Raw genomic sequence first — 22,775 nt, 5'->3', positions numbered from 1 at the left:
AGGGTGCTTAACGATCCCCGCTTTACGGCTGAAGTCGAGCTAACTATTCCGTTTCACGACGTCGATATGATGGGCGTAGCGTGGCATGGTAACTACTTCCGTTACTTCGAGATTGCCCGTGAGGCACTGCTGAACCAATTCGATTATGGCTATCGGCAGATGAAAGAATCTGGCTATCTGTGGCCCGTGGTCGACACTCGGGTGAAGTATCGCAATGCGCTGACTTTCGAGCAGCGTATCCGTGTACGCGCCCAAATTAAAGAGTACGAAAATCGCCTGCATATCGGCTACGAAATTTTTGATGCCGAAACAGGTAAACGCGCCACAACAGGCTACACCATCCAGGTCGCCGTCGACGAAAAAAGCCGTGAACTGTGCTTTGTCAGCCCGGATATTCTGTTTGAACGGATGGGAGTGACACCATGAAATTATGGCCATTGCTCGTGCTGCTCGTCAGCCCTTTCGTCAGTGCCCTGACGCTCGACTCCCTACAACAGCGTTTTACCGAACAACCGGTGGTTCGCGCCCACTTCGATCAAACCCGGACGATAAAGGATCTGCCGCAGCCGCTGCGATCTCAGGGCAAGATGTTGATCGCCCGCGACCAGGGGTTGCTGTGGGATCAAACGTCCCCGTTCCCCATGCAACTGCTGCTGGACGACAAACGGATGGTTCAGGCAATTAACGGTCAACCACCGCAGACCATTACCGCTGAGAATAACCCGCAAATGTTCCAGTTTAATCATCTGCTACGGGCGTTATTCCAGGCGGATCGTAAAGTGCTGGAACAAAACTTCCGCGTGGAGTTTGCAGACTTAGGAGAAGGTCGCTGGACGCTACGCCTGACGCCAATCACCACACCGCTGGATAAGATTTTTGCGACGATTGATTTAGCCGGAAAGACTTACCTGGAGAGTATTCATCTCAACGATAAGCAGGGGGATCGCACCGATATCGCGCTTTCCCAACACCAACTAACGCCAGCGCAACTGACCGATGACGAACGCCAACGCTTTGCCGCCCAGTAAACGCCCCGCGCTGTTATGGGGAGTCGTCTGCCTGCTCCTGCTGGGCATCTTTCTGACGCTGCTACCTCAGGCCCGCCTTAACAGCAGCGTGCTGGCCATGTTGCCAAAGCAGACGCTGGGCGCTATACCTCCGGGTCTTAACGAGGGATTTATGCAGCGCCTTGACCGTCAGGTGGTCTGGCTAGTGAGCCCCGGTAAGCAACCGGACCCAGCTATAGCCCGGGACTGGCTGGCTTTACTGCAAAAATCGCACGCGCTAGCCCAGGTAAAAGGTCCAATGGATGCCGACAGCCAGCAAGCCTGGGGGGCATTCTTCTGGCAACATCGTAACGGCCTGATAGATAACGAGACCCGCGCCCGGCTGCAAAACGGCGGCGAAGCGCAGGGCCAGTGGATCCTGTCCCAACTTTACTCCGCATTCTCCGGCGTCAGTGGCAAAGAGCTACAAAACGATCCCTTCATGCTGATGCGAGGCTCGCAGCTGGCCATGGCCAAAACCGGGCAGCGTCTGCGCCTGATGGACGGCTGGCTTGTCACCCAGGATGAGCAAGGCAACTATTGGTATCTGTTACATGGCGAGTTGACCGGCTCATCGTTTGATATGCAACAGACGCATCAATTGGTCACCACGCTGAATACGCTGGAGGGTGAGCTCAAAGCCTACTATCCACAGGCTCAACTGCTGTCTCGCGGGACGCTGTTCTATAGCGATTACGCCAGCCAGCAGGCGAAACAAGATATCTCTACCCTCGGCATAGCCACTGTGCTCGGGGTGATCCTGCTCATCGTGGCTGTATTTCGTTCGCTGCGTCCGCTGCTGCTGTGCCTGATTTCGATTGGCATTGGTGCGCTGGCGGGGACCGTCGTCACGCTGCTGATTTTTGGCGAGCTCCATCTGATGACGCTGGTGATGAGCATGAGCATCATCGGTATTTCCGCCGACTATACGCTCTACTATTTGACCGAACGGATGGTGCACGGTGCGGAAACATCGCCATGGCAAAGCCTTGCCAAAGTGCGCAATGCCCTGCTCCTGGCTCTACTCACCACCGTAGCGGCTTATCTGATTATGATGCTGGCCCCCTTCCCCGGTATTCGCCAGATGGCGGTATTCGCGGCGGTAGGTCTGAGCGCCTCCTGCCTGACGGTCATTTTCTGGCACCCGTGGTTGTGTCGTCGGTTGCCGGTACGCCCGGTGCCGGCAATGGTACTCATGCTATGCTGGCTTGCTGCATGGCGGCGGAATAAGAAATTATCCGTTGGCCTGCCGGTGGCGCTGGCGTTATTCTCGTTGGCAGGTATGGCGACGCTACGCGTAGACGATGATATCTCCCAGTTACAGGCGCTGCCGCAGGGTATTCTTGCTCAGGAAAAAGCGATTACCGCCCTGACCGGGCAAAGCGTCGACCAGAAGTGGTTTGTGGTGTACGGCAAATCCGCTCAGCAAACGCTGGAGCGGCTGGAAACCTTTATCCCCGCGCTGGAACAGGCAAAAAAAGATGGTTTACTCAGCGGATATCGCACCATTCCGCTCAATTCACTCGCCCGGCAACAGCAGGATCTGTCTCTGCTAAAAGATGCCGCGCCCGCCATCACGAAAGCCTTAAACAACGCCGGTCTGGCAACGGTGAACCCCGATCTTAGCGCCATGCCCGTAACCGTCGATGCCTGGCTTGCCAGCCCGGCCAGTGAAGGCTGGCGCTTGCTATGGTTGTCTCTGGCTGATGGCGAAAGCAGCGTACTGGTTCCCGTTGAAGGGGTGAAACAAAGTGATGCATTAAATACGCTCAGCGCGAAATATTCCGGCGTGGCGTGGGTGGATCGTAAGAGCAGCTTTGACAACCTGTTTGCCCTTTATCGCCATATTCTGACCGGTCTGCTGTGCATTGCGCTGGCGGTGATTGCCTGTGGCGCCGTCATTCGGCTTGGCTGGCGTAAAGGCTTAATTAGCCTGGTCCCCTCAGTGCTGTCTTTAGGTTGCAGTCTGGCGGTGCTGGCCCTGAGCGGTCATGCGCTCAACCTGTTCTCGCTGCTGGCACTGGTGCTGGTACTGGGAATTGGCATTAACTACACGCTGTTTTTCAGTAATCCACGCGGTACGCCACTGACATCGCTGCTGGCTATCACGCTGGCAATGATGACCACGCTCCTGACGCTCGGCATGCTGGTCTTTAGCGCCACTCAGGCAATCAGCAGTTTTGGCATTGTGCTAGTGAGCGGTATTTTCACCGCCTTCCTGCTGTCACCGCTGGCGATGCCAGGAAAAAAAGAGAAAAAAAGAAGATGATTAAACAGACATTCTGGCGCACCGCTGCGCTCGTCGCCACGTTGCTGCTGGCCGGTTGCAGCCACTCGCAGCCGGAACAGAAAGGCCGCCCGCAAGCCTGGTTAGAGCCGGGGACTCGTGTAACGCTACCTACCCCAGGGATTTCTCCCGCGGTGAATTCACAACAGCTACTAACCGGAAGTTTCAACGGCAAAACTCAGTCACTGTTGGTCATGCTCAATGCTGATGACAAGAAAATCACACTTGCCGGGCTGTCATCAGTCGGCATTCGCCTGTTCCTCGTGACTTACGATGAAAAAGGACTGCACACCGAGCAATCGATCATCGTTCCACAATTGCCGCCAGCCAGCCAGGTGCTGGCTGACGTGATGCTCAGTCATTGGCCGATTAGCGCCTGGCAACCGCAATTACCCACAGGCTGGACGCTCGTCGATACGGGTGACACGCGTGAGCTGCGCAATGCCCGCGGCAAAGTGGTAACGCAAATCACGTATCTGAATCGAAAAGGAAAACGCGAACCGATCAGCATTGAACAGCACGTTTTTAAATACCACATCACCATTCAATACCTGGGTGACTGAGATGATCTACATTTCTGCCGTTGGCATGATTAATGCGTTGGGCAATAACACTGATGAAATCGCAGCCAATCTCACTCGTGGCATAGCGCCGGGAATGCGCCCGCGCACGGGCTGGCTGCAAGGACACCCATCCGCCGTGTTAGCAGGCGTTGACGGTGAGCTGCCCGCTATTCCTCAGCACTTTAGCGCTCATCGTTCGCGCAACAACCAGCTATTGCTGGCAGCCCTGATGCAAATCCAGCCGCAGGTGGACGACGCTATCGCCCGATTTGGTCGCGATCGTATTGCTGTTGTTCTCGGCACCAGCACCTCCGGCCTGGATGAGGGTGACGTTCACGTAGATTTGATGCTCAACGGCAAAGAGAGCACTGACTGGCGCTATCCGCAACAGGAACTGGGCGATCCGTCGCGTTTTCTTAGCCACTGGCTGGCGCTGGATGGCCCGGCCTTTACGCTCTCAACCGCCTGCTCGTCCAGTGCAAGAGCTATCATGAGCGGACGTCGTTTGATCGAATCTGGTCTGGTCGATATCGCCATTGTCGGCGGTGCGGATACGCTAAGCCGAATGCCAATCAACGGATTCCACAGTCTGGAATCACTCTCCCCAACGCTGTGTCAGCCGTTTGGCCTCAACCGTTGTGGGATCACCATTGGCGAAGGCGCCGCATTGATGGTATTAACCCGCGAGCCACAGCCTATCGCGCTCCTTGGCGTCGGCGAATCCAGCGACGCGTACCATATTTCTGCTCCCCATCCACAGGGGGAAGGTGCCATTCGCGCCATCGGCCAGGCGCTTAACGACGCAGGAATGACGCCGGAACATGTGGGCTATATCAATCTGCACGGTACCGCCACACCGTTAAACGATCAGATTGAGTCCAACGTCGTGAGCGCGCTATTTGGCGAAACGGTCCCGTGCAGTTCAACCAAACACCTGACCGGGCACACGCTGGGCGCTGCGGGGATCACCGAAGCAGCGATCAGTATGCTGATTCTGCAACGCGAGCTGCCGCTGCCGCCGCAGGATTTTAGCCAGTCGCCACGCGATGAAACATTGCCACCCTGCGGCATCATTGAACAGCCGCAGCCGCTGACTCGCCCGGTTATCTTGTCTAATTCGTTTGCCTTCGGTGGCAATAATGCCAGCATCCTGCTCGGGAGAATCTCATGAGCCACTATTTATCACCGGGCGATTATTTACCGCATGATGCGCCGATGCTGCTTCTTGAAGAGGTCGTCAGTGTGGCGGACGAAACCGCCACCTGCCACGTGACGGTATCAGCAAACAGCGTACTGGCCCCTTTTCTCGACCCTGATGGCAATCTGCCTGGCTGGTTCGCACTGGAACTGATGGCGCAAACCATTGGCGTCTGGTCTGGCTGGCACCGCCAGCAACAAGGTCAGGCGAGTATTACGTTAGGCATGGTACTGGGCGCACGTGAGTTAGTCTGTGCTACAGGTGTTCTGCCTGCCGGGAAGACGCTGAGCATCCATGTCAAATTGCTGATGCAGGATGCACGATTCGGTAGCTTTGAATGTGCCATCCAGGCAGACAACGAGACGCTGGCAACCGGTCGAGTCAACACCTTCCAGCCGACATCAGAAGAAATTAACACGCTATTTCAACAAGGAGCGTCCACATGAGCCGTTCAGTTTTAGTTACGGGTGCCAGCAAAGGTATCGGTCGCGCCATCGCCAGACAACTGGCCGCGGACGGTTTTGTGGTCGGCGTACACTATCATCGCGATGTGCAAGGAGCACAAGAAACGCTGGATGCTATCCTCGCCGCTGGCGGCGCAGGGCGCCTGTTGACATTTGACGTTGCCAATCGCGAGCAGTGCCGTGAAATACTGTCGCAAGATATTGAGGCAAACGGCGCATGGTACGGTATTGTCAGCAACGCTGGAGTCACTCGGGATGCTGCTTTCCCTGCGCTCAGTGATAACGACTGGGATTCGGTGATCCATACCAACCTCGACAGCTTTTACAACGTCATTCATCCGTGCATTATGCCGATGATCAGCGCACGCCAGGGGGGCCGTATCATCACATTGTCTTCGGTTTCGGGCGTGATGGGCAACCGCGGTCAGGTCAATTACAGTGCGGCAAAAGCCGGAATTATTGGTGCCACCAAAGCGCTGGCTATCGAACTGGCAAAACGCAAAATTACCGTAAACTGCATTGCACCGGGACTCATTGATACCGGGATGATCGAGATGGAAGAAGCCGCATTGAAAGAGGCGATGTCGATGATTCCCATGAAACGAATAGGTCAGGCTGAAGAAGTGGCCGGGCTTGCCAGTTATTTAATGTCGGATGTGGCGGGCTATGTAACTCGCCAGGTGATTTCCATCAATGGAGGGATGTTATGACACGTCGTGTCGTGATTACAGGCATGGGCGGCGTCACCGCCTTTGGGGAAAACTGGCAGGCTGTCTCCGCCAGGTTATTGGCATATGAAAATGCGGTACGCAAAATGCCGGAGTGGCAGGTTTATGACGGACTGCACACACTGCTGGGAGCGCCGATCGACGACTTCACTCTGCCGGAACACTATACCCGCAAGCGAATTCGCGCCATGGGGCGCGTATCGCTGATGTCCACCCGCGCAACAGAGCTGGCGCTTGAGCAGGCCGGGCTGATTGGCGATCGGGTACTGACTAACGGTGAAACCGGGATCGCTTATGGTTCATCAACCGGTAGTACCGGTCCAGTGAGCGAGTTCGCGACCATGCTGACCGAGAAACACACCAATAACATCACCGGCACGACCTACGTGCAAATGATGCCGCATACCACTGCCGTTAACACCGGATTGTTTTTCGGTCTGCGTGGGCGAGTCATCCCGACATCCAGCGCCTGCACATCCGGTAGCCAGGCAATTGGTTACGCATGGGAAGCCATTCGACACGGCTATCAAACGGTGATGGTCGCCGGCGGCGCAGAAGAACTGTGTCCTTCCGAAGCCGCCGTGTTTGATACGTTATTCGCAACCAGCCAGCGCAACGACGAGCCGAAAACCACCCCATCCCCGTTCGATGAAAAACGCGATGGTCTGGTCATCGGAGAAGGTGCAGGTACGCTAGTGCTGGAAGAGCTGGAACACGCTAAAGCACGCGGAGCAACGATTTATGGTGAAATCGTTGGCTTTGCCACTAACTGCGATGCAGCCCATATCACCCAGCCGCAGCGCGAAACAATGCAGATTTGCATGGAAAAATCGCTGAATATGGCAGGTATTAGTGCCCGGGATATCGGCTATATTTCAGCGCACGGAACCGCAACCGATCGTGGTGATGTTGCAGAAAGTCAGGCAACCTCTGCAATTTATGGTGATAATGTTCCGCTATCCTCGCTTAAAAGCTATTTTGGACATACCCTTGGCGCTTGTGGCGCACTAGAGGCCTGGATGAGTCTGCAAATGATGCGTGAAGGCTGGTTTGCGCCTACGCTAAATTTGAGCCAGCCAGATGCCAATTGTGGCGCGCTGGATTACATTATGGGTGAAGCCCGCAAGATTGATTGCGAGTTTTTGCAGAGCAACAACTTTGCGTTTGGCGGCATAAATACTTCTATCATCATTAAACGTTGGCCGTGATATGTACCGGATCGTTCTTGGGAAAGTTTCTGTTTTAAGCGCTGGTGCACTGCCTGCCGCACTGAGTGAGCAAGCGCCGCAAGGTGCTCGCCGTGCGCGCTGGCTGGCAGGTCGCGTGCTGCTTTCCCATGCCCTTTCGCCATTACCGGACATCGTCTATGGCGAGCAAGGAAAACCGGCCTTTTCTGCTGACACACCGCTGTGGTTCAATCTCAGCCACAGCGGTGATGATATCGCCCTGCTGCTCAGCGACGAAGGGGAAGTCGGCTGCGATATAGAAGTAGTTCGCCCGCGCGATAACTGGCAAACGCTGGCAAATACGGTATTCAGTCTTGGTGAACATGCCGAAATCGAGGCTGAACGCCCGGAGCAACAGCTGGCGGCGTTCTGGCGCATCTGGACGCGTAAAGAAGCTATCGTGAAACAGCGCGGCGGTAGCGCCTGGCAAATCGTCAGCGTCGACAGTACCGCGCTAACTTCCTCACTCTCCGTCAGCCAGTGCCAGCTCGATACCCTGAGCCTGGCGGTGTGCACCCCCACGCCATTTACCCTGACCGCAGACGCCGTGCAGCGACTGGAAGCCTTAGCGTAAATTTTCCGGGAAGTTTTTAGGCAGCTCGCTCGCCGCACAGGCAATAACGTCATCATTGTTCGCGCCGCAGTCACGTACGAAAGTGATGGTCGCGAACTCATCAATCACCTCGGTGGGATACGCCGGGCCGGCATCGCGGTACGACATCATCAGCGGAATATGTTCATTCTGGAAGCAGACCGTTTTTTCCGGATTATTGATCACCCAGCGAGGGAAAAAGATGGTGCCGTGAAAGAGTTTGTCACCCAGATTTACGATCAGGCTGACGTCGGTCCCGGTCGGTTCGGTCCACGAAATTTTATAAACGCTCTCCCCGACCCGCACAATATAGGCCCGCTGATCTTTCACCCAACGATTTCCCACAATACCGCTGTGAATGCGGTAATCCAGGGTAGTGTCGTTTTTCACGTAGATCTCGTAATTCCAGCCATTATCGTAGGTATAGACCAGATGTTTGCCAACAAATCCGCTTAAATCATGTTTATCAAACGCGCTCATATTCGTTCTCCTCTTACTTGATGTGAGGATCTTAACGCTTCAAAAATTGGATGAATAACGCTATGTTTGCATCAAATTCATTCAATTATTAGATGAGTTATGCACAAAACAACCCTCGAGCAGTGGGCCCTATTGGAGAAAGTGGTGGAGCTGGGCAGCTTCGCTAAAGCGGCGGAAGAGACCAACCGTAGCCAGTCTTCGGTAAGCTACAATCTGGCACTGTTACAGGAGCGACTTGGCGTAACGCTGCTGACCCCGGAAGGGCGCAGGGCTGTCCTGACACCGGCCGGAGAGCTATTGCTCAATCAGGTCAAACCGCTACTGAAGGCTTTTTTATGGGTGGAAACCCGGGCCGCAACGTTACAAAACGGTACGCGAACGCGGCTGGATTTGATGGTAGATAGCATCTTCCCACGCAAACGCCTGTTTGCCATTCTCAAACAGTTTCAGCAGGCCTGGCCGCAAACGCAGGTGCGTCTGACCGAAGTCCTGGAGAATGGTGATGCTCGACTGGCAGCACATGCCGATGCGGACGTAATGGTCCTGACCCGGCGTCAGGATGTCACCGGACGCGGCGAATGGCTGATGAATATTGACTTCGTGGCCGTGGCCCACCGCGATCACCCACTTTGCATGCTGGATGCGCCGCTGAATGAAGACGCATTACGCGCCTGGCCGCTGATTCGCATTGCCGATCGCGATAACCCACAACAACCGGCGCGTGATGCCTGGACCTTCTCGACCATTGATGCCGCGATTGATGCGGTGATGTATCAGGTCGGTTACGGCTGGCTGCCCGAGGAACGTATTCAGACGCAGCTTGATCAGGGGCTTTTACGCCCACTGCCGTTAAGCCATGGTGCTCGTCGCGCCACGCCTTTGCATCTGATCGTTAAAGATACTCTCGCTCCGCTGGATGAACAGGTCAGTACCCTGCTGCGTTTATTGCGAGAGCATTAACCTTTTCCCCGGATGCCGGACGTGTGTTACAAAATACGCTATTCCCCTTACCCCCTGTGCGCCAACGCGCCACATGAAAGGTTAACTGCAGATGCAACGAGTCACCATTACCCTCGATGACGATTTACTGGAAACGCTCGACGGCCTGAGTCAGCGCCGTGGCTACAACAACCGTTCCGAAGCGATCCGCGATATTCTGCGTGGCGCACTGGCGCAGGAAACTACCCTTGAACACGGCACTCAGGGCTTCGCGGTGCTCTCGTATGTTTATGAGCATGAGAAGCGTGATCTGGCCAGCCGTATTGTTTCTACCCAACACCACCACCACGATTTATCGGTCGCCACGCTGCACGTGCACATCAACCATGACGACTGTCTGGAAATCGCCGTGCTAAAAGGCGACATGGGCGATGTGCAGCATTTTGCCGATGACGTGATTTCCCAGCGCGGCGTGCGCCACGGCCATCTACAGTGCCTGCCGAAAGAAGAGTAATTGCCTGTTTCGTTGCGGGATGCCGGATGGCGGCTACGCCTTATCCGGCCTACGTCCGTTATCGTTTGTAGGCCAGGCAAGCGAAGCGCCCCCGGCAATAATGATTACGCCATCGTGCCAATCGTCTTTCTGAAACGCAGCAGTGCAATCAGGAAGAACGCGCTACCAATCGCCAGCAGCGTCAGAAACTGCGGCCAGACAATGCTAAACCCGGCTCCGCGATAAAGTATCGCCTGCGCGAGACTGACGAAATGGGTAGTCGGCATGGTCAGCATAATGTCCTGCACCGCCTGCGGCATGCTTTCACGCGGTGTGGAGCCACCTGAGAGCATCTGTAACGGCAGCAGCACCAGAATCATCAGCAGCCCCAGCTGCGGCATAGAGCGCGCCAGCGTGCCCATAAAAATGCCGATCGAGGTGGTGGCGAACAGGCTCAGCGCCACGCCCAGCATAAACAACGGTATCGAACCTTCAATCGGCACCCCGAGCACGCCTTTTACCATCAGCATCAGCGACAGACCGGAAACCACCAGCACCACCAGCCCCATCGACCAGATTTTTGCCATCATGATCTCAAACGGCGTCACCGGCATCACCAGCAGATGTTCAATGGTCCCGTGCTCGCGTTCGCGGATCAACGCCGAACCGGTCAGCACAATCGCCAACATAGTGATGTTGTTGATAATCGCCATCACCGCGCCAAAGCGGGCGGGTTCCAGATTAGGGTTAAAGCGCATGCGCATTTCCAGCGCCACCGGCGGCTCATTGTTATCGCGGTAACGCGCCACAAAGCTGTTCACCTCGCCGCTGATGATATTCTGGATATAGCTGTTGCCGGTAAACGCCTGGCTCATGCGCGTGGCATCGACGTTAACCTGTATATCCGGTTGTCGTCCGGCCAGCACATCACGCTGAAAATCAGGCGGAATGTTTACGGCGAAGGTATAGCGCCCGGCGTCCAGCCCGGCATCCATTTCATCGGCAGTGATCATCTCCGGCGGTAAAAACCACGGGCGATAAAAGCTGTTCACAATCCGATTCGACAACTGCGACTGGTCCATATCGGCAATAGCAATCGGTGCCAGATGCAGCGAACCCGGCAGGACGGTCGCGGAAGAATAAACCGAAATCGTGAAGGCGAAGACGATCAGCGTCAGCATCGCTTTGTCACCCAGCAGGCTGCGCAACTCTTTGATGCCGAGGTTATAAATATTGCTTAATCGGCGCATCACCCCTCCTGTTTTTTCAGCAGTAATACGCTCAAACCAATCACCACCGGAATGGCTACCGCCAGCGGAATAAACAGCTGCCAGAGATCGGTCAGATCCAACGCTTTAGAGAACGTTCCGCGCGCGATGGTCAGAAAATGGCTGGTCGGATAAATTTCACCAATCCACCGACCCGGCCCTTCCAGCGAGGCAACTGGATCGATCATTCCGGAAAACTGCGTCGCCGGGATCAGCGTAATAATCGCCGTACCAAAAATGGCCGCGATCTGGCTTTTCATAAACGTGGAGATTAACAGCCCCAGCCCGGTGGCAATGGTGACGTACAGCAGCGCAGCCAGCGTCAGGGTCACAAAGCTCCCCTTATGCGGAACGCCGAACACAAACACCGACAGCGCGCACAACAGCAGGAAGTTCAGCATGCCCAGCACGATGTACGGCAACTGTTTGCCGAGTAAAAACTCGCTGCGGGTCGTGGGCGTAACGTACAGATTGATAATCGACCCCAGCTCTTTCTCACGCACCACGCTGAGGGCGCTGAGCATGGAAGGGATCATCATCAACAACAGTGGGATCACTGCCGGAACAATCGCCGGTAGACTCTTCACATCCGGGTTGTAACGATAGCGAGTTTCAATGGTCATCAGCCCGTTTTGCCCGCTGGCATTTGGCTGGCGCGCCATCACATCCTGCAGCCAGGTCTGGTGCATCGCCTGCACGTAACCCCTGACCGTTTCAGCGCGGCTTGGCATTGCGCCATCGACCCAGACGCCAATCTTCACCGGCGTTCCACGCACGATATCGCGGCCAAAATTTGGCGGAATTTCAATTGCTACCGCAACTTCACCTGAACGCATCCGTTTGTCCAGCTCGTCATAACTGGTGAGCGGCGGTTGCTCGATAAAATAGCGCGATCCCGCCAGATTCAGCGTCCACGCCTGGCTGCTGACGGTCTGGTCGCGGTCGAGCACCGAAAAACGCAGGTTTTCCACATCCATGCTGATGCCGTAGCCCATGATAAGCATCAGGATCACCGTGCCCATCAGCGCCAGCGTGGAGCGTACCGGATCGCGCCGTAGTTCCAGCGCTTCACGGCGGCTGTAGCTGAATAAGCGCCGCAGGCTAAAACCTTGCCGCGGCGGCTTACTGTTTTCATGCACTGTCGGGACATTGGCTGGCGCTAACTGAGTTTCCGGCGCCGGGCCTGCCGCTTCCTGCAACCAGGAGATAAACGCCTCTTCCAGACTGGCAGCTCCACGCTGTTTCACCAGTTCCTGCGGCGTACCGCTGGCCAGTACTTTTCCGGCGTGCATCAGCGACATGCGGTCGCAGCGCTCCGCTTCGTTCATAAAGTGGGTGGAGATAAAAATGGTCACTTTGTCCTGGCGCGACAGATCAACCATCAGTTGCCAGAACATATCCCTCGCTACCGGATCGACCCCGGAGGTCGGTTCATCAAGAATGAGCATCTCCGGGCGATGGATCACCGCCACCGCCAGCGACAGGCGTTGACGGATCCCCAACGGCAGCGCACCGGGCAGCGCATCTTCGACATCGGTCAGCGAAAAGCGCTCACTCATCTCCTGCAACCGCCAAGGGATTTCTGCTTCAGGGATATGGAACAGCCGCGCATGTAGTTCGAGGTTTTGCCGGACAGTCAGCTCGCTGTAGAGCGAAAATGCCTGCGACATATAGCCTACCCGGCGGCGGGTATCGATATTCTTCGGATCAACCGCTTGTCCAAACAGCCACGCCTCGCCTTCGCTTGCGGGCAGCAGTCCGGTGAGCATTTTCATGGTGGTGGATTTACCGCAGCCGTTGGAGCCGAGAAAACCGAAGATTTCCCCGCGCGGAATGCGGAAGTTAACGTGGTCCACCGCCACAAATTTACCGAAGCGCATGGTCAGGTTTTTCGCCTCGATGGCAATCTCTTCCTGCTCAGCGTGATACGGCGGGATCACTACCGGTTTATGCGCCTGGCGCTGGGCTTCAGGTAACAGCGCGATAAACGCCTGCTCCAGCGTGTTGCTGTTGGTTTGCTCACGTAGCTGCTGCGCGCTCCCGGTAGCTAACACCTCCCCGGCGTTCATCGCCACCAGCCAGTCAAAGCGCTCGGCTTCTTCCATATAAGCGGTCGCAACCAGCACGCTCATGTTGGTCTGCCGCTGGCGAATGCTGTTAATCAGATCCCAGAACTGGGCGCGGGACAGCGGGTCGACCCCGGTGGTGGGTTCATCGAGAATTAACAGTTCCGGGTCGTGGATTAACGCGCAGCACAGCCCCAGCTTTTGCTTCATCCCGCCCGAGAGTTTCCCGGCAGGACGGTCGCGAAACGGTGCCAGTCCGGTGCTATTCAGCAGCTCGGTAATCCGCGCCTCACGCTCCGCTTTGTCATGCCCAAACAGGCGGGCAAAGAAATCGACGTTCTCATATACCGACAGCGTGTGATACAGGTTTTTCCCCAGCCCCTGCGGCATCCAGGCAATGCGCGGGCAGACATCCCGGCGATGTTTTGGGTCGCGCATATCGCCACCCAACACCATCACGTTGCCGTGTTCAATGACCCGCGCGCCGGAGATGAGCGACAACAGGCTCGATTTTCCGACACCATCCGGGCCAATCAACCCCACCATACAGCGGGCAGGGATATCCAGCGTGATATTGTTCAGCGCTACCGTTTTCCCGTAATGCTGACTCACGCCGTCAAGGTGCGCCACGGGAGGAACGGGAACCAGCGCCAGATGCGTCATTGCGGCAACCTCACCACCAGGTCGTCAGGCCAGGCGCGACTTTCATCAACACGCACCCACGCCATGCCCGGCAGACCGGTTTTCACGTACTCCAGATGCTGCTGCAACAGCTCTGGCGGGATACGCGCTTTGACGCGAAACATCAGTTTCAGCCGTTCATCGCTGGTTTCGACCGTTTTCGGCGTGAACTGCGCGACGCTAGCCACAAAGCTGATGGTCGCCGGAATACGCAGATCCGGCGCAGCATCTAGCACCAGCCGCGCTTCTCCGCCAATCTTCAGTAAACCAGCCTGTTCGGTTGGCAAGAAGAACGTCATGTAGACATCGCTGAGATCGACCATATTCAGCACGCGACCGCCCGCGGAAAGCACCTCGCCCGGTTCAGCTACGCGGTACTGTACGCGGCCATCGCGCGGGGCTTTCAACTCGCTGTCATCAATATCAGCCACAATACGACGTTCGGTAGCCTGCGCGGCTTCTACGCGGGTTTGCGCCTGAATGATACTGGTGCGAGCGGCTTCAATTGCGGCTTTTGCCGCAGAGACCTGCGCCTTTGCGGATTCCAGTGCAGCGCGTGCGCTTTCTGCCGCAGCCCTGTCGTCATCCAGCTGTTGCTCAGACACAGCCCCACGCTGAGATAGCGAACGGGAGCGGACGTGGCGTTTAGAGACCGACTGCAGTTCCGCCTCACGCTGTTTTACCACCGACTGCGCGGCGCGCATTTCACTTTGCCGCTGCTCTAACAGCGCCCGCGCCGCCGCCACCGCACTTTCGGCCTCTTTGATTTGGGCTACCGCTTCCAGCCGCTGCTCCTGCAGCACGCGGGTATCCATTTTCGCCAGCACCTCACCCTGACGGACGAACTGCCCTTCCGACACGAGGATCGTGTCAATTCGCCCGGCAATCTTGGTGGCAATATCCACTTCAGTGGCTTCAATTCTGCCGTTGCTGGCTGCAAACCCCTCCGGTATTCCTGCAGGGCGAAGCATCCACCATGCTATCGCGGCCACCACGACCAGGATGCCCGCCACCCACCACATCATATGACGTTTAAACTTATCCATATTCGACCCGCCGTAATCCCTGTTATCAAACGATGCGTGTCACAAAGCCCACTGAACAGCTATTCAGCGGGAGATTCCATCCGGGATAAGAAGGAATGAGAAACAATGGCCAGAGAGCAGACAGGCATGTAAGCAACCTGCGCCGCGAAGGAAGTGAATGATGAAAATGCTGTGAAATCGGGTAGTAATGTTGTCATCATCAGCGTTCCTGGCCGGAAATGAAACACGCATACTCATTACTGCTGTCTATTGAATACTAACACCTGGATTCAATATGTCTATTCGGTTGTAGCAGGTATGTTGCAGGCAAAAAACCGTGCCCGGCAATCCATTTACCGGGCAAATTTCACAAGTGAGCTTTATGTAAAACGCAGCGGGTCCACGCTCAACGTATCGTCTTCGCTTATTCAGATACTGTGTAGAGACATTAAAGTTGTATCCTTTAACCTGAAAAAGACTTTAAAGTTGTAAAGTTTTAAAAAAACACATACAAAACATGATGCTAAGTGTGTATCACACGCTGTTCCAACATTATGCCTTGATGTTCTTGCAGGAACTGCAATTTACAGGAGGAAAAAGGTGTTTTTGTAGTTATCTGGCGTTACGTGACAGTGTTGGTCAGATACTTCCACCTCTTCAGAGTTAAAGTTTGATATATGGGAAAAAAAACGCTCCCGGACGGGAGCGTAAGCCAGTGACTTCGGCGTCAAATGAGGGTCTAACAAGTGGAGCTGCGGGTTAATTCTGGGTGATCTGACTGCGATGCTTATCAGCCTGCTGCTGGTGAACAACGGAAGACTGACCATTATTCGCCTTCTCATGTACAGCTGCGGCCTTCTCATGCTCGCTCATTTCAGAAAATGACTTTGCTGTTTCGTTGGTAGCTCCGGGTTTAGCTTTCATCATTTTTTTATGCATTTCAGCCATGTCCTGGTGGGCAGCAGAATTGCTGTTTTGCATCATGTCATGGGACATTGCGGCCTGATCGTGACTGCTCATATCCATCATTGTCATGCTGTCTCCCTGAATTGCACTTTTTTCAGCAGATGACTGCATCTGGTGGGCAGGTGCCTGTGCATTATTTACCTGGTCATGCATGTTCATTGTCTCTGCAGCCATGGCAGATGAAGCGGCAGCCATAATGGCAACAAATGATACGAGAATCTTTTTCATGGTTGGGTCTCCGGTGTTTACATACCCAAACAATCAATGGCTTATAACAGAGAAAGCAGTTGATCTCAGGGCGGGTTAATCATCACTCCAGGAACCAGGTGATTGTGTTATCACGCTGCTCCTGATTTATGAATAATTATAAAAAACCGCCTCTGTTTATCGCGTGACTGAATGATGACAATTTTGTCACCTTCCAGGTTTCTCCTGAACAACGGGATTAATCCATTAACAGGCGCACTTTGAACACAATTTCACGCCCCTGCTGTTCTGCTGACAGCTCGCCGCCGTGAGCATGAATGATCGACCTTGTAATTGATAATCCCAGCCCCGCGCCTTCCGTGTTGTAGAACCTTGATGAGTCTGCGCGATAGAACCGGTCAAACAAACGTTCCAGATTAGCGGGAACCTGGCCGGACATCGTATTCGTAATCATCACGTTCACACAGTCACTGTCACGCTCAAGGTGTATCGCTGTACAGGTGTTATCGGGAGAATACTTGATTGCATTGGAAAGCAGGTTACTGAAAGCACGTCGGAGCATATCGCTGTCTCCGGCAACAACGCCCTCTCCTTCAACCGTGATTGTCTTTCCTGTTTCGTCTGCCAGGGGCTCGAACAACTCACGTAATTCATTCAGTTCGGCTGCCAGATCCACATCATGTTTATCCAGCCGCAGCAGACCATGCTCTGAACGTGCCAGAAAAAGCATGTCACTGGTCATTCGTGACAACCTTTTCAGTTCTTCCAGGTTAGCGAATAAAATTTCGCGGTAATGCGAAACATCCCTTTCCTTAGCCAGTGCAAACTGCGTCTGCATCATCAGATTACTGACTGGTGTGCGCAGCTCATGCGCGATGTCAGACGAGAAATCTGACAGTTTCCGGAATGCCCCCTCCAGGCGATCAAACATATTATTGAACTCCTGCATGGTCTCAGAGATTTCCGGCGGAGCCAGATCGGGATTTAGACGCTGATCCAGGCTGTGTACGGTCATGGAGGAAGCCAGACTGGTCATTTCCCGTAGCGGTTTCAGACCAATACGTGTGGTCAGCCAGCCCAGAAAAACAGAAATAAAGACCAGACCGATATTGAACCAGAACAGCCAGGTACTGAGTTTGTCCATAAACAGGGTGTGATACCCAGTATCCGTGGCAACCGTAATGATGACATGTTTGCTTTTACCCTGTTCCGGCGTCACGGCAACCCGCCGCGAGATACTGCGGTACACGGTGTTATTTTCTTCCGTCTGGATCATATAGTCGAGAATATCACCCGACTTATTAAGCAGGACCGCTGGAACAACAGAATTTTTGGCATAGAGTTCAACAATTTTTTCATTTTCCATGTTTTTTATAGAAATGAATAAGCCATTGTGCCCCACCATCGCATCGTTTATTTTTTCTGATAATGACTTAATATCCGTTTTGTTCCTGAACGTCTCTGTTTTAAGAAACTCTTCGGTGAGCTGAAGTTTACCTGTCAGAAAATCGCGGTCCTGATTATCGAAATAGCCATTAAGGGTGCTAATCAGGATAAAACTTGATAACCACCATACCGTAAGCATCACCGCAGAAAAAATCAGGCTCAGGCGTGTGGTCAGGGAAATTTTGAACCTCACTCTTCTCTGATCTCCAGGACATATCCGGCACCGCGAACGGTATGGATCAGTTTTGGCTCAAAGTCATCATCAATTTTACTTCTCAGACGTCTCACGGCGACATCAATCACATTCGTATCACTGTCAAAATTCATGTTCCAGACCAGGGACGAGATAAGACTCCTGGGTAACACTTCTCCGGTGCGTTGCAGCAGCAACTCAAGCAGAACGTATTCTTTACCGGTGAGATGGATCTTCTTCCCCGAACGGATCACGGTCCGGCGCACCATATCAACGGTCATATCGGCGATGGTGCAGACTGTTGCGGCCTGCGAGCGTGCCCGGCGCAGTAGGGTTCTTACACGTGCAACCAGCTCCGTAAAATCAAAGGGCTTAATCAGGTAGTCATCTGCGCCAAGCTCCAGTCCTTTCACTTTGTCCCGCACGTTGTCCTTTGCGGTTAAAAACAGGACCGGTTCTTCGTGCCCGGACTCCCTCAGTGCGTTGATGATTTGCCACCCGTCGAGGAAAGGCAGCATCACGTCCAGTATTATCAAATCATACTGTCCCTTCGACGCGGCCCCGAGACCATCGCGGCCATTATTAAAGAGATCGGCCTGATAGCCTTCCTCAACCAGTCCCTGCTGCAGGTAACGACCTGTTTTTTGTTCGTCTTCAACGATTAAAATACGCTGCATGGTCAACTCGCTGATATGAAAGTAAAAATCTCACGCATGAGCTTTGGCTGTCCCCTAGCTGACCTGAGACGGAGCAAGCATTCCGAGCCACGCTACGGCGCCCAGAATGATAATCGCAACAACGAATTCTGTCAGGATGCTGTTTCGCATCAGGGCAACGCTGCGATCATAATTCCCTTCCCTGACCATAACTTCAAGCCGGGGACCCAGGTGAAACCGGTTTGCTGCAGCCAGAAGAAGCATCAGAACAAACAGAGCCGTCTTGGCAAGCAATATCCTCCCCCAGGAACTGTTGAATAAGGGAGTTAAGTTACCCTCAGCAATATACAGATAGTTGACCAGCGCACTCAGGATCAGGGCTACAACAATCACCGTTCCTGCCGTGGCAAATTTTGCCAGGGAGTCAGATATCACAATGACGCTCTGTGCATTATGCTCGTTTCTGCGCATCAGCAGGATAGCAAATGCAACCAGAGCACCTGTCCAGGCACCTGCAGCGCCGAGATGGGTCAGATCGCTCAGTAAATGGAGATAGTAATGCAGACCGTCATGCATAACGGCGTGTCCTCCCCAGGCAAGTGTAGCCAGCGCCACGCCCCCACTCATCGTCATCAGCAGGCAGGACAATACTCTCTTATTAGTGTAAAGGAACAAAGCACCGAGTGTGGTAAACAGGGCACAGAGCCTGACAATCCAGCTAATACCCACATCAGTTTCTTCTATCACCATCTCGATAACATGGATGGATAATTCTCTGAGGTCAGTTACTCCACTCATGGCATTAGATACCAGGAGCATATTAATGCCAGTAAGAATGATGCCTGTAACAACAGCAAAAGTTATAAACGACCTGAAATTAGTCAGGTTATAGGTTTCATGTCTGACACCGCTTATTCCATATATCTGAAAAAATGGCAATCCAAATATTACCATCAAATCCAGATAAAGAAGAAAACGAATAACAATCATAATCAGGTCGTTCATAATATTACTTCACTGTAAAGGTGTAATTACCGGTAATAGGGTGCGTATCTGAAGAAACCGCGCGCCAGTCAACACGATAAGTGCCAGCGGGTAAAGGCTCTCGCGGAATAATGACCATCGATTTAGGGTCAGCGCCTGGCGCCACTTTTGCCGCGACCGGCATCGGAGAATGTGATGACATGCCTTTCATACCCGTCATCGTTAATTTTGCACCTGAGAATTTCACGGTCAGATTTTCCGAGAAATTAAGCTGAATCTTTTCCGGGGCCGCTACGGCTGAATCAGCCTGTGGCACAGAGCTTTTTAATTCCGGATGGGCCATAGCAGAGAAAGCAACGCCCATAACGAGGCCACCTGTAAGAATGGCTTTATTTAAAATCGACATTTTATTTACCTGTTTAGTTGAGTGTTTTATATCAGTGCGTTAAAACCAGATTCTGGCTCCCGCCAGGAATACTACCTGATGGTCTTTCTCACCTTCTCTTTTCGCCATATCGGATGTTTTCCCGTAAAGTTGATTCCAGGAAACGCCTATATAGGGTGCAAACTCACGGCGTATTTCATAGCGCAGCCGGAGCCCCAGCTCTGTGTCAGTCAGTCCCCTGCCGCGACCCCGCGATTCATCATCCTGACTGTAGAAATTCACCTCATAGGATGGCTGGAGTATGAGCCGGTTAGTCAGTAAAACGTCGTATTCTCCTCCCAGACGAAGGGCTGCTTTTCCGCCATTACTGACAAAACCCGTAATTTCAGACTCAAAATTATAGAGTGCCAGCCCCTGAAAACCGACAGCAGCCCAGGTCCGGGCAGAAGCAGGTCTGAAATCCTGCCTGACACCCGCAACCAAATCCCACCATGGGCCAACCGCATGTCCCCAGAGTAACTGCGCTTCAGCTGCCTCCGTTTCCCCATTGCTTCGTTCACCTTCACTCTTTAGCCAAATCCGATCTGTGTCGCCTCCAATCCAGCTGTTAACACTCCAGCTGAAATTGTTGGTGTTATCCGACCGTTGCCATTCCAGTTGATCCAGCAGAACCAGATAATTAATCGCACTGTCGTGAATCGCATGCCCCTGTAAATTGCCGAATGCAGCCTTCCGGTCGGCATCGGTAACAGGCGGAATTGGCGTTCTGCTCTCAGTTACAATGGGCTCCATTGACGTCATCTCAGTGAAATTCTCATCTGCTGGCATCTGCATGGCAGACATGTCGTGCCCGGCGTGGGGATCTGCAGAGACGGAGCCCGCCGCAATAGAAAGCTGTGAGGTAAACAAACCGGCGACCAGAACAGGTATGGCCTTCAAATTTCTCTTCATTCGCATCATTCCTCCACCCGGACTTCACGAAACATTCCCATTTCCATGTGATAGAGCAAATGGCAGTGATACGCCCAGCGGCCAAGCGCATCTGCTGTCACTCTGTAACTGCGTTTTGTACCAGGGGGAACATCTATTGTGTGTTTACGAACCATGAAATTACCGTTTTCATCTTCCAGATCGCTCCACATACCATGCAGGTGAATGGGGTGAGTCATCATGGTATCGTTGATCAGCGTGATCCTGAGCCGCTCACCGTATTTCAGCAGCACCGGTGCGGCATCTGAAAACTTGATTCCGTTAAATGACCAGGCAAACTTTTCCATGTGGCCGGTTAAATGCAGTTCTATGGTACGGCCAGGTTCACGTCCGTCAGGATCCTCAAAGCGGCTTTTCAAATCCGCGTACGTGAGAACCTTTCTTCCGTTATTTCGAAGACCAATACCCGGATCATTTAATTTCGGAGAGACGCTCATCGCCTGCATATCAACCAGTGGGTTATCCGTTTCTGACGCAGGATGACTTTGCATACCCGGCATTCCGGCCATCCGGGAATGATCCATACCGGCCATGCTGCTGTGATCCATGGGCGCGGAGGATGTCCCGCTATCCGGAAGGTCAGCACCGTCCATAGACATCATCTCTCCGCTGTTATCCATGCCTCCCATCTGGCTGTGGTCCATTCCTGCCATATCATGTCCCATTCCCCCCATACCCATATCTTCCATGGTCAACAGAGGACGGGGATCGAGGGGGGGAACGGCAGCACTTAACCCCTCTCTCGTGGCCAGTGTCCCTCGAGCGTAACCGGTCCTGTCCATGGATTGTGCGAAGATGGTATAGGCCTCACCCTGAGGCTCCACAATGACATCATAGGTTTCGGCAACGGCAATCCTGAATTCGTCAACGGTAACCGGGTTTACATACTGGCCATCTGCAGCCACGACCGTCATTTTCAGCCCGGGGATACGGATATCGAAATAGGTCATTGCCGAGCCGTTGATAAACCGTAAGCGTATCTTTTCACCGGGACGGAACAGTCCGGTCCAGTTTTTCAGCGGGGCCTGCCCGTTCATGAGATAGGTGTAGGTGTAGCCACTGACATCCGCGAGGTCAGTCGGATTCATTTTCATTTCAGCCCACATTTTCCGATCGGCAATGGTGGCTGACAGCCCCCTGGTATTCACGTCGCGGAAAAAAGAGCCAACGGTTGGTTTATTGAAATTGTAGTAATCCGACTGTTTTTTTAATTTTTTCAGCAGGCTGTGAGGATTTTCATCGGTCCAGTCAGACAACATGACCACATGCTCACGATCGTAAGTAAACGGTTCTGGCTCCCCGGCATCGATGATAATGGCACCGTATACCCCCTCCTGTTCCTGCAGACCGGAATGGCTGTGGTACCAGTAAGTCCCGTTCTGCTTAACCTTAAAGGTGTAAACGTAGGTATCATCAGGCTCTATGCCCATAAAACTCAGCCCCGGAACACCATCCATATTGGCCGGAAGAATAATGCCGTGCCAGTGAATGGACGTCTGTTCATTAAGACGGTTTTTGACCTTCAGGGTAATGGTGTCACCTTCTTTCCAGCGAAGAACGGGCCCCGGCAGGCCTCCATTGATTGTTTTGGCCTGACGCTCACTGCCCGTGATATTGACGGCCGTTTCACCAATGGTCAGGTCAAACTGAGTACCCTGCAGGGATGCGGCAACTGGCAGGCTCAGACTGGAACGCGCATTGAAACTCCATACGCCAAGACTTCCGGCTACGCCAGAGAGGGTTAACCCCTTCAGGAAAGTTCGTCGAGACGTTTTCAACAGCATGCGCATTCCCTTATTTAAAGTATGGTTACTGACAGAATTCGAGAACCGATTTAAATTAAATTACTGGTTCATCCACTTACAATGAAATGAATCTAGCACACCTTAAGA

22 protein-coding genes are annotated in these 22,775 nt (G+C 53.6%); 11 read left to right on the top strand and 11 right to left on the bottom strand.

The annotated features are described in order from the left end of the window. Positions 1-3: 3 nt before the first annotated feature. Genes ACHHZ7_RS14545 through acpT form a run of 9 tightly spaced genes read left to right on the top strand, consistent with a single transcriptional unit; the run spans position 4 to position 8,086 of the window. Positions 4-426: a thioesterase family protein gene (locus ACHHZ7_RS14545; RefSeq protein ID WP_008786381.1), complete on the top strand. Its 423-nt coding sequence runs from the start codon at positions 4-6 to the stop codon at positions 424-426. Then, a complete protein-coding gene (locus tag ACHHZ7_RS14540; RefSeq protein WP_003827526.1) occupies positions 423-1,028 on the top strand; it encodes an outer membrane lipoprotein carrier protein LolA in 606 nt (201 codons plus the stop codon). Before ACHHZ7_RS14545 ends, ACHHZ7_RS14540 begins: the two co-directional genes overlap by 4 nt. Beyond that, the gene (locus ACHHZ7_RS14535) at positions 997-3,315 is read left to right on the top strand and encodes an MMPL family transporter (RefSeq protein ID WP_060682901.1); all 2,319 of its coding nucleotides are present in this window, start codon (positions 997-999) and stop codon (positions 3,313-3,315) included. Before ACHHZ7_RS14540 ends, ACHHZ7_RS14535 begins: the two co-directional genes overlap by 32 nt. Continuing rightward, the gene (locus ACHHZ7_RS14530; RefSeq protein ID WP_060682902.1) at positions 3,312-3,896 is read left to right on the top strand and encodes a DUF3261 domain-containing protein; all 585 of its coding nucleotides are present in this window, start codon (positions 3,312-3,314) and stop codon (positions 3,894-3,896) included. The genes ACHHZ7_RS14535 and ACHHZ7_RS14530 overlap by 4 nt, the downstream gene beginning before the upstream one ends. A 1-nt stretch (position 3,897) precedes the next feature. Beyond that, entirely contained in the window at positions 3,898-5,067 is a 1,170-nt protein-coding gene (locus ACHHZ7_RS14525; protein WP_060682903.1) for a beta-ketoacyl-[acyl-carrier-protein] synthase family protein, read from the top strand. After that, complete coding sequence (locus tag ACHHZ7_RS14520; protein WP_057067185.1) at positions 5,064-5,540, top strand: 3-hydroxy-fatty acyl-ACP dehydratase; 477 nt, start codon at positions 5,064-5,066, stop codon at positions 5,538-5,540. The genes ACHHZ7_RS14525 and ACHHZ7_RS14520 overlap by 4 nt, the downstream gene beginning before the upstream one ends. Next, positions 5,537-6,268: a 3-ketoacyl-ACP reductase FabG2 gene (locus ACHHZ7_RS14515; RefSeq protein ID WP_008786386.1), complete on the top strand. Its 732-nt coding sequence runs from the start codon at positions 5,537-5,539 to the stop codon at positions 6,266-6,268. The genes ACHHZ7_RS14520 and ACHHZ7_RS14515 overlap by 4 nt, the downstream gene beginning before the upstream one ends. Further along, complete coding sequence (locus tag ACHHZ7_RS14510; RefSeq protein WP_003827516.1) at positions 6,265-7,494, top strand: beta-ketoacyl-ACP synthase; 1,230 nt, start codon at positions 6,265-6,267, stop codon at positions 7,492-7,494. The genes ACHHZ7_RS14515 and ACHHZ7_RS14510 overlap by 4 nt, the downstream gene beginning before the upstream one ends. Before the next feature lies 1 nt (position 7,495). Beyond that, a complete protein-coding gene (gene acpT, locus ACHHZ7_RS14505) occupies positions 7,496-8,086 on the top strand; it encodes a 4'-phosphopantetheinyl transferase AcpT (protein ID WP_060682904.1) in 591 nt (196 codons plus the stop codon). Here acpT and ACHHZ7_RS14500 read toward each other — a convergent pair. Then, entirely contained in the window at positions 8,078-8,584 is a 507-nt protein-coding gene (locus ACHHZ7_RS14500) for a phenolic acid decarboxylase (protein ID WP_060682905.1), read from the bottom strand. The two genes, acpT and ACHHZ7_RS14500, sit on opposite strands and share 9 nt — an antisense overlap. A gap of 99 nt (positions 8,585-8,683) precedes the next feature. On the opposite strand from ACHHZ7_RS14500, the gene ACHHZ7_RS14495 reads away from it, so the two are divergent. Then, on the top strand, positions 8,684-9,544 hold the full coding sequence (locus ACHHZ7_RS14495; RefSeq protein ID WP_003827509.1) for a LysR family transcriptional regulator: 861 nt from the start codon (positions 8,684-8,686) through the stop codon (positions 9,542-9,544). Between the two features lie 91 nt (positions 9,545-9,635). Continuing rightward, the gene (gene nikR / locus ACHHZ7_RS14490; protein WP_003827507.1) at positions 9,636-10,037 is read left to right on the top strand and encodes a nickel-responsive transcriptional regulator NikR; all 402 of its coding nucleotides are present in this window, start codon (positions 9,636-9,638) and stop codon (positions 10,035-10,037) included. Positions 10,038-10,141: 104 nt separating this feature from the next. Here the strand turns inward: nikR and ACHHZ7_RS14485 are convergent, their stop codons facing one another. The 10 genes from ACHHZ7_RS14485 to pcoA form a co-directional block, all read right to left on the bottom strand. Next, a complete protein-coding gene (locus tag ACHHZ7_RS14485; RefSeq protein WP_060682907.1) occupies positions 10,142-11,266 on the bottom strand; it encodes an ABC transporter permease in 1,125 nt (374 codons plus the stop codon). After that, positions 11,266-14,013 (bottom strand): ribosome-associated ATPase/putative transporter RbbA, encoded by a 2,748-nt coding sequence (rbbA, locus tag ACHHZ7_RS14480; protein WP_395149125.1) that lies wholly within the window; start codon positions 14,011-14,013, stop codon positions 11,266-11,268. Before rbbA ends, ACHHZ7_RS14485 begins: the two co-directional genes overlap by 1 nt. Beyond that, a complete protein-coding gene (locus ACHHZ7_RS14475) occupies positions 14,010-15,077 on the bottom strand; it encodes an HlyD family secretion protein (protein ID WP_060682909.1) in 1,068 nt (355 codons plus the stop codon). The genes rbbA and ACHHZ7_RS14475 overlap by 4 nt, the downstream gene beginning before the upstream one ends. A 738-nt stretch (positions 15,078-15,815) precedes the next feature. After that, positions 15,816-16,250, bottom strand: coding sequence for a copper resistance system metallochaperone PcoE (pcoE, locus tag ACHHZ7_RS14470; protein ID WP_000723069.1), 435 nt, complete (start codon positions 16,248-16,250; stop codon positions 15,816-15,818). Positions 16,251-16,467: 217 nt separating this feature from the next. Then, positions 16,468-17,868, bottom strand: coding sequence for a copper resistance membrane spanning protein PcoS (gene pcoS / locus ACHHZ7_RS14465; protein ID WP_001211180.1), 1,401 nt, complete (start codon positions 17,866-17,868; stop codon positions 16,468-16,470). Beyond that, positions 17,865-18,545, bottom strand: a complete 681-nt coding sequence (pcoR, locus tag ACHHZ7_RS14460; RefSeq protein ID WP_044704621.1) for a copper response regulator transcription factor PcoR — start codon at positions 18,543-18,545, stop codon at positions 17,865-17,867. The genes pcoS and pcoR overlap by 4 nt, the downstream gene beginning before the upstream one ends. A gap of 54 nt (positions 18,546-18,599) precedes the next feature. After that, positions 18,600-19,478 (bottom strand): copper resistance inner membrane protein PcoD, encoded by an 879-nt coding sequence (gene pcoD, locus ACHHZ7_RS14455; RefSeq protein WP_229692861.1) that lies wholly within the window; start codon positions 19,476-19,478, stop codon positions 18,600-18,602. 55 nt (positions 19,479-19,533) lie between these two features. Next, the gene (gene pcoC / locus ACHHZ7_RS14450; protein WP_000025662.1) at positions 19,534-19,914 is read right to left on the bottom strand and encodes a copper resistance system metallochaperone PcoC; all 381 of its coding nucleotides are present in this window, start codon (positions 19,912-19,914) and stop codon (positions 19,534-19,536) included. Between the two features lie 39 nt (positions 19,915-19,953). Further along, positions 19,954-20,844 carry a copper resistance outer membrane transporter PcoB gene (pcoB, locus tag ACHHZ7_RS14445; RefSeq protein WP_001378118.1) on the bottom strand — a complete coding sequence of 297 codons (891 nt, stop codon included), beginning with the start codon at positions 20,842-20,844 and terminating at the stop codon, positions 19,954-19,956. Positions 20,845-20,849: 5 nt separating this feature from the next. Then, positions 20,850-22,667, bottom strand: coding sequence for a multicopper oxidase PcoA (pcoA, locus tag ACHHZ7_RS14440; protein ID WP_000925240.1), 1,818 nt, complete (start codon positions 22,665-22,667; stop codon positions 20,850-20,852). Positions 22,668-22,775 lie beyond the last annotated feature (108 nt).

Origin of the sequence: Citrobacter freundii complex sp. 2024EL-00216 (genome assembly GCF_043945515.1) — a bacterium.
Taxonomy (GTDB): domain Bacteria; phylum Pseudomonadota; class Gammaproteobacteria; order Enterobacterales; family Enterobacteriaceae; genus Citrobacter; species Citrobacter portucalensis.
This window is presented reverse-complemented; position numbering and strand designations above follow the sequence as displayed.

Coding starts and splice junctions, on each gene's coding strand:
- ACHHZ7_RS14510 (WP_003827516.1), top strand. CDS start 6,265: ATGACACGTCGTGTCGTGATTACAGGCATGGGCGGCGTCACCGCCTTT.
- pcoB (WP_001378118.1), bottom strand. CDS start 20,844: ATGAAGAGAAATTTGAAGGCCATACCTGTTCTGGTCGCCGGTTTGTTT.
- ACHHZ7_RS14535 (WP_060682901.1), top strand. CDS start 997: ATGACGAACGCCAACGCTTTGCCGCCCAGTAAACGCCCCGCGCTGTTA.
- ACHHZ7_RS14515 (WP_008786386.1), top strand. CDS start 5,537: ATGAGCCGTTCAGTTTTAGTTACGGGTGCCAGCAAAGGTATCGGTCGC.
- pcoR (WP_044704621.1), bottom strand. CDS start 18,545: ATGCAGCGTATTTTAATCGTTGAAGACGAACAAAAAACAGGTCGTTAC.
- ACHHZ7_RS14520 (WP_057067185.1), top strand. CDS start 5,064: ATGAGCCACTATTTATCACCGGGCGATTATTTACCGCATGATGCGCCG.
- ACHHZ7_RS14475 (WP_060682909.1), bottom strand. CDS start 15,077: ATGGATAAGTTTAAACGTCATATGATGTGGTGGGTGGCGGGCATCCTG.
- pcoE (WP_000723069.1), bottom strand. CDS start 16,250: ATGAAAAAGATTCTCGTATCATTTGTTGCCATTATGGCTGCCGCTTCA.
- ACHHZ7_RS14495 (WP_003827509.1), top strand. CDS start 8,684: ATGCACAAAACAACCCTCGAGCAGTGGGCCCTATTGGAGAAAGTGGTG.
- nikR (WP_003827507.1), top strand. CDS start 9,636: ATGCAACGAGTCACCATTACCCTCGATGACGATTTACTGGAAACGCTC.
- pcoC (WP_000025662.1), bottom strand. CDS start 19,914: ATGTCGATTTTAAATAAAGCCATTCTTACAGGTGGCCTCGTTATGGGC.
- ACHHZ7_RS14540 (WP_003827526.1), top strand. CDS start 423: ATGAAATTATGGCCATTGCTCGTGCTGCTCGTCAGCCCTTTCGTCAGT.
- ACHHZ7_RS14500 (WP_060682905.1), bottom strand. CDS start 8,584: ATGAGCGCGTTTGATAAACATGATTTAAGCGGATTTGTTGGCAAACAT.
- pcoA (WP_000925240.1), bottom strand. CDS start 22,667: ATGCTGTTGAAAACGTCTCGACGAACTTTCCTGAAGGGGTTAACCCTC.
- ACHHZ7_RS14525 (WP_060682903.1), top strand. CDS start 3,898: ATGATCTACATTTCTGCCGTTGGCATGATTAATGCGTTGGGCAATAAC.
- rbbA (WP_395149125.1), bottom strand. CDS start 14,013: ATGACGCATCTGGCGCTGGTTCCCGTTCCTCCCGTGGCGCACCTTGAC.
- acpT (WP_060682904.1), top strand. CDS start 7,496: ATGTACCGGATCGTTCTTGGGAAAGTTTCTGTTTTAAGCGCTGGTGCA.
- ACHHZ7_RS14530 (WP_060682902.1), top strand. CDS start 3,312: ATGATTAAACAGACATTCTGGCGCACCGCTGCGCTCGTCGCCACGTTG.
- pcoD (WP_229692861.1), bottom strand. CDS start 19,478: ATGGTAATATTTGGATTGCCATTTTTTCAGATATATGGAATAAGCGGT.
- ACHHZ7_RS14485 (WP_060682907.1), bottom strand. CDS start 11,266: ATGCGCCGATTAAGCAATATTTATAACCTCGGCATCAAAGAGTTGCGC.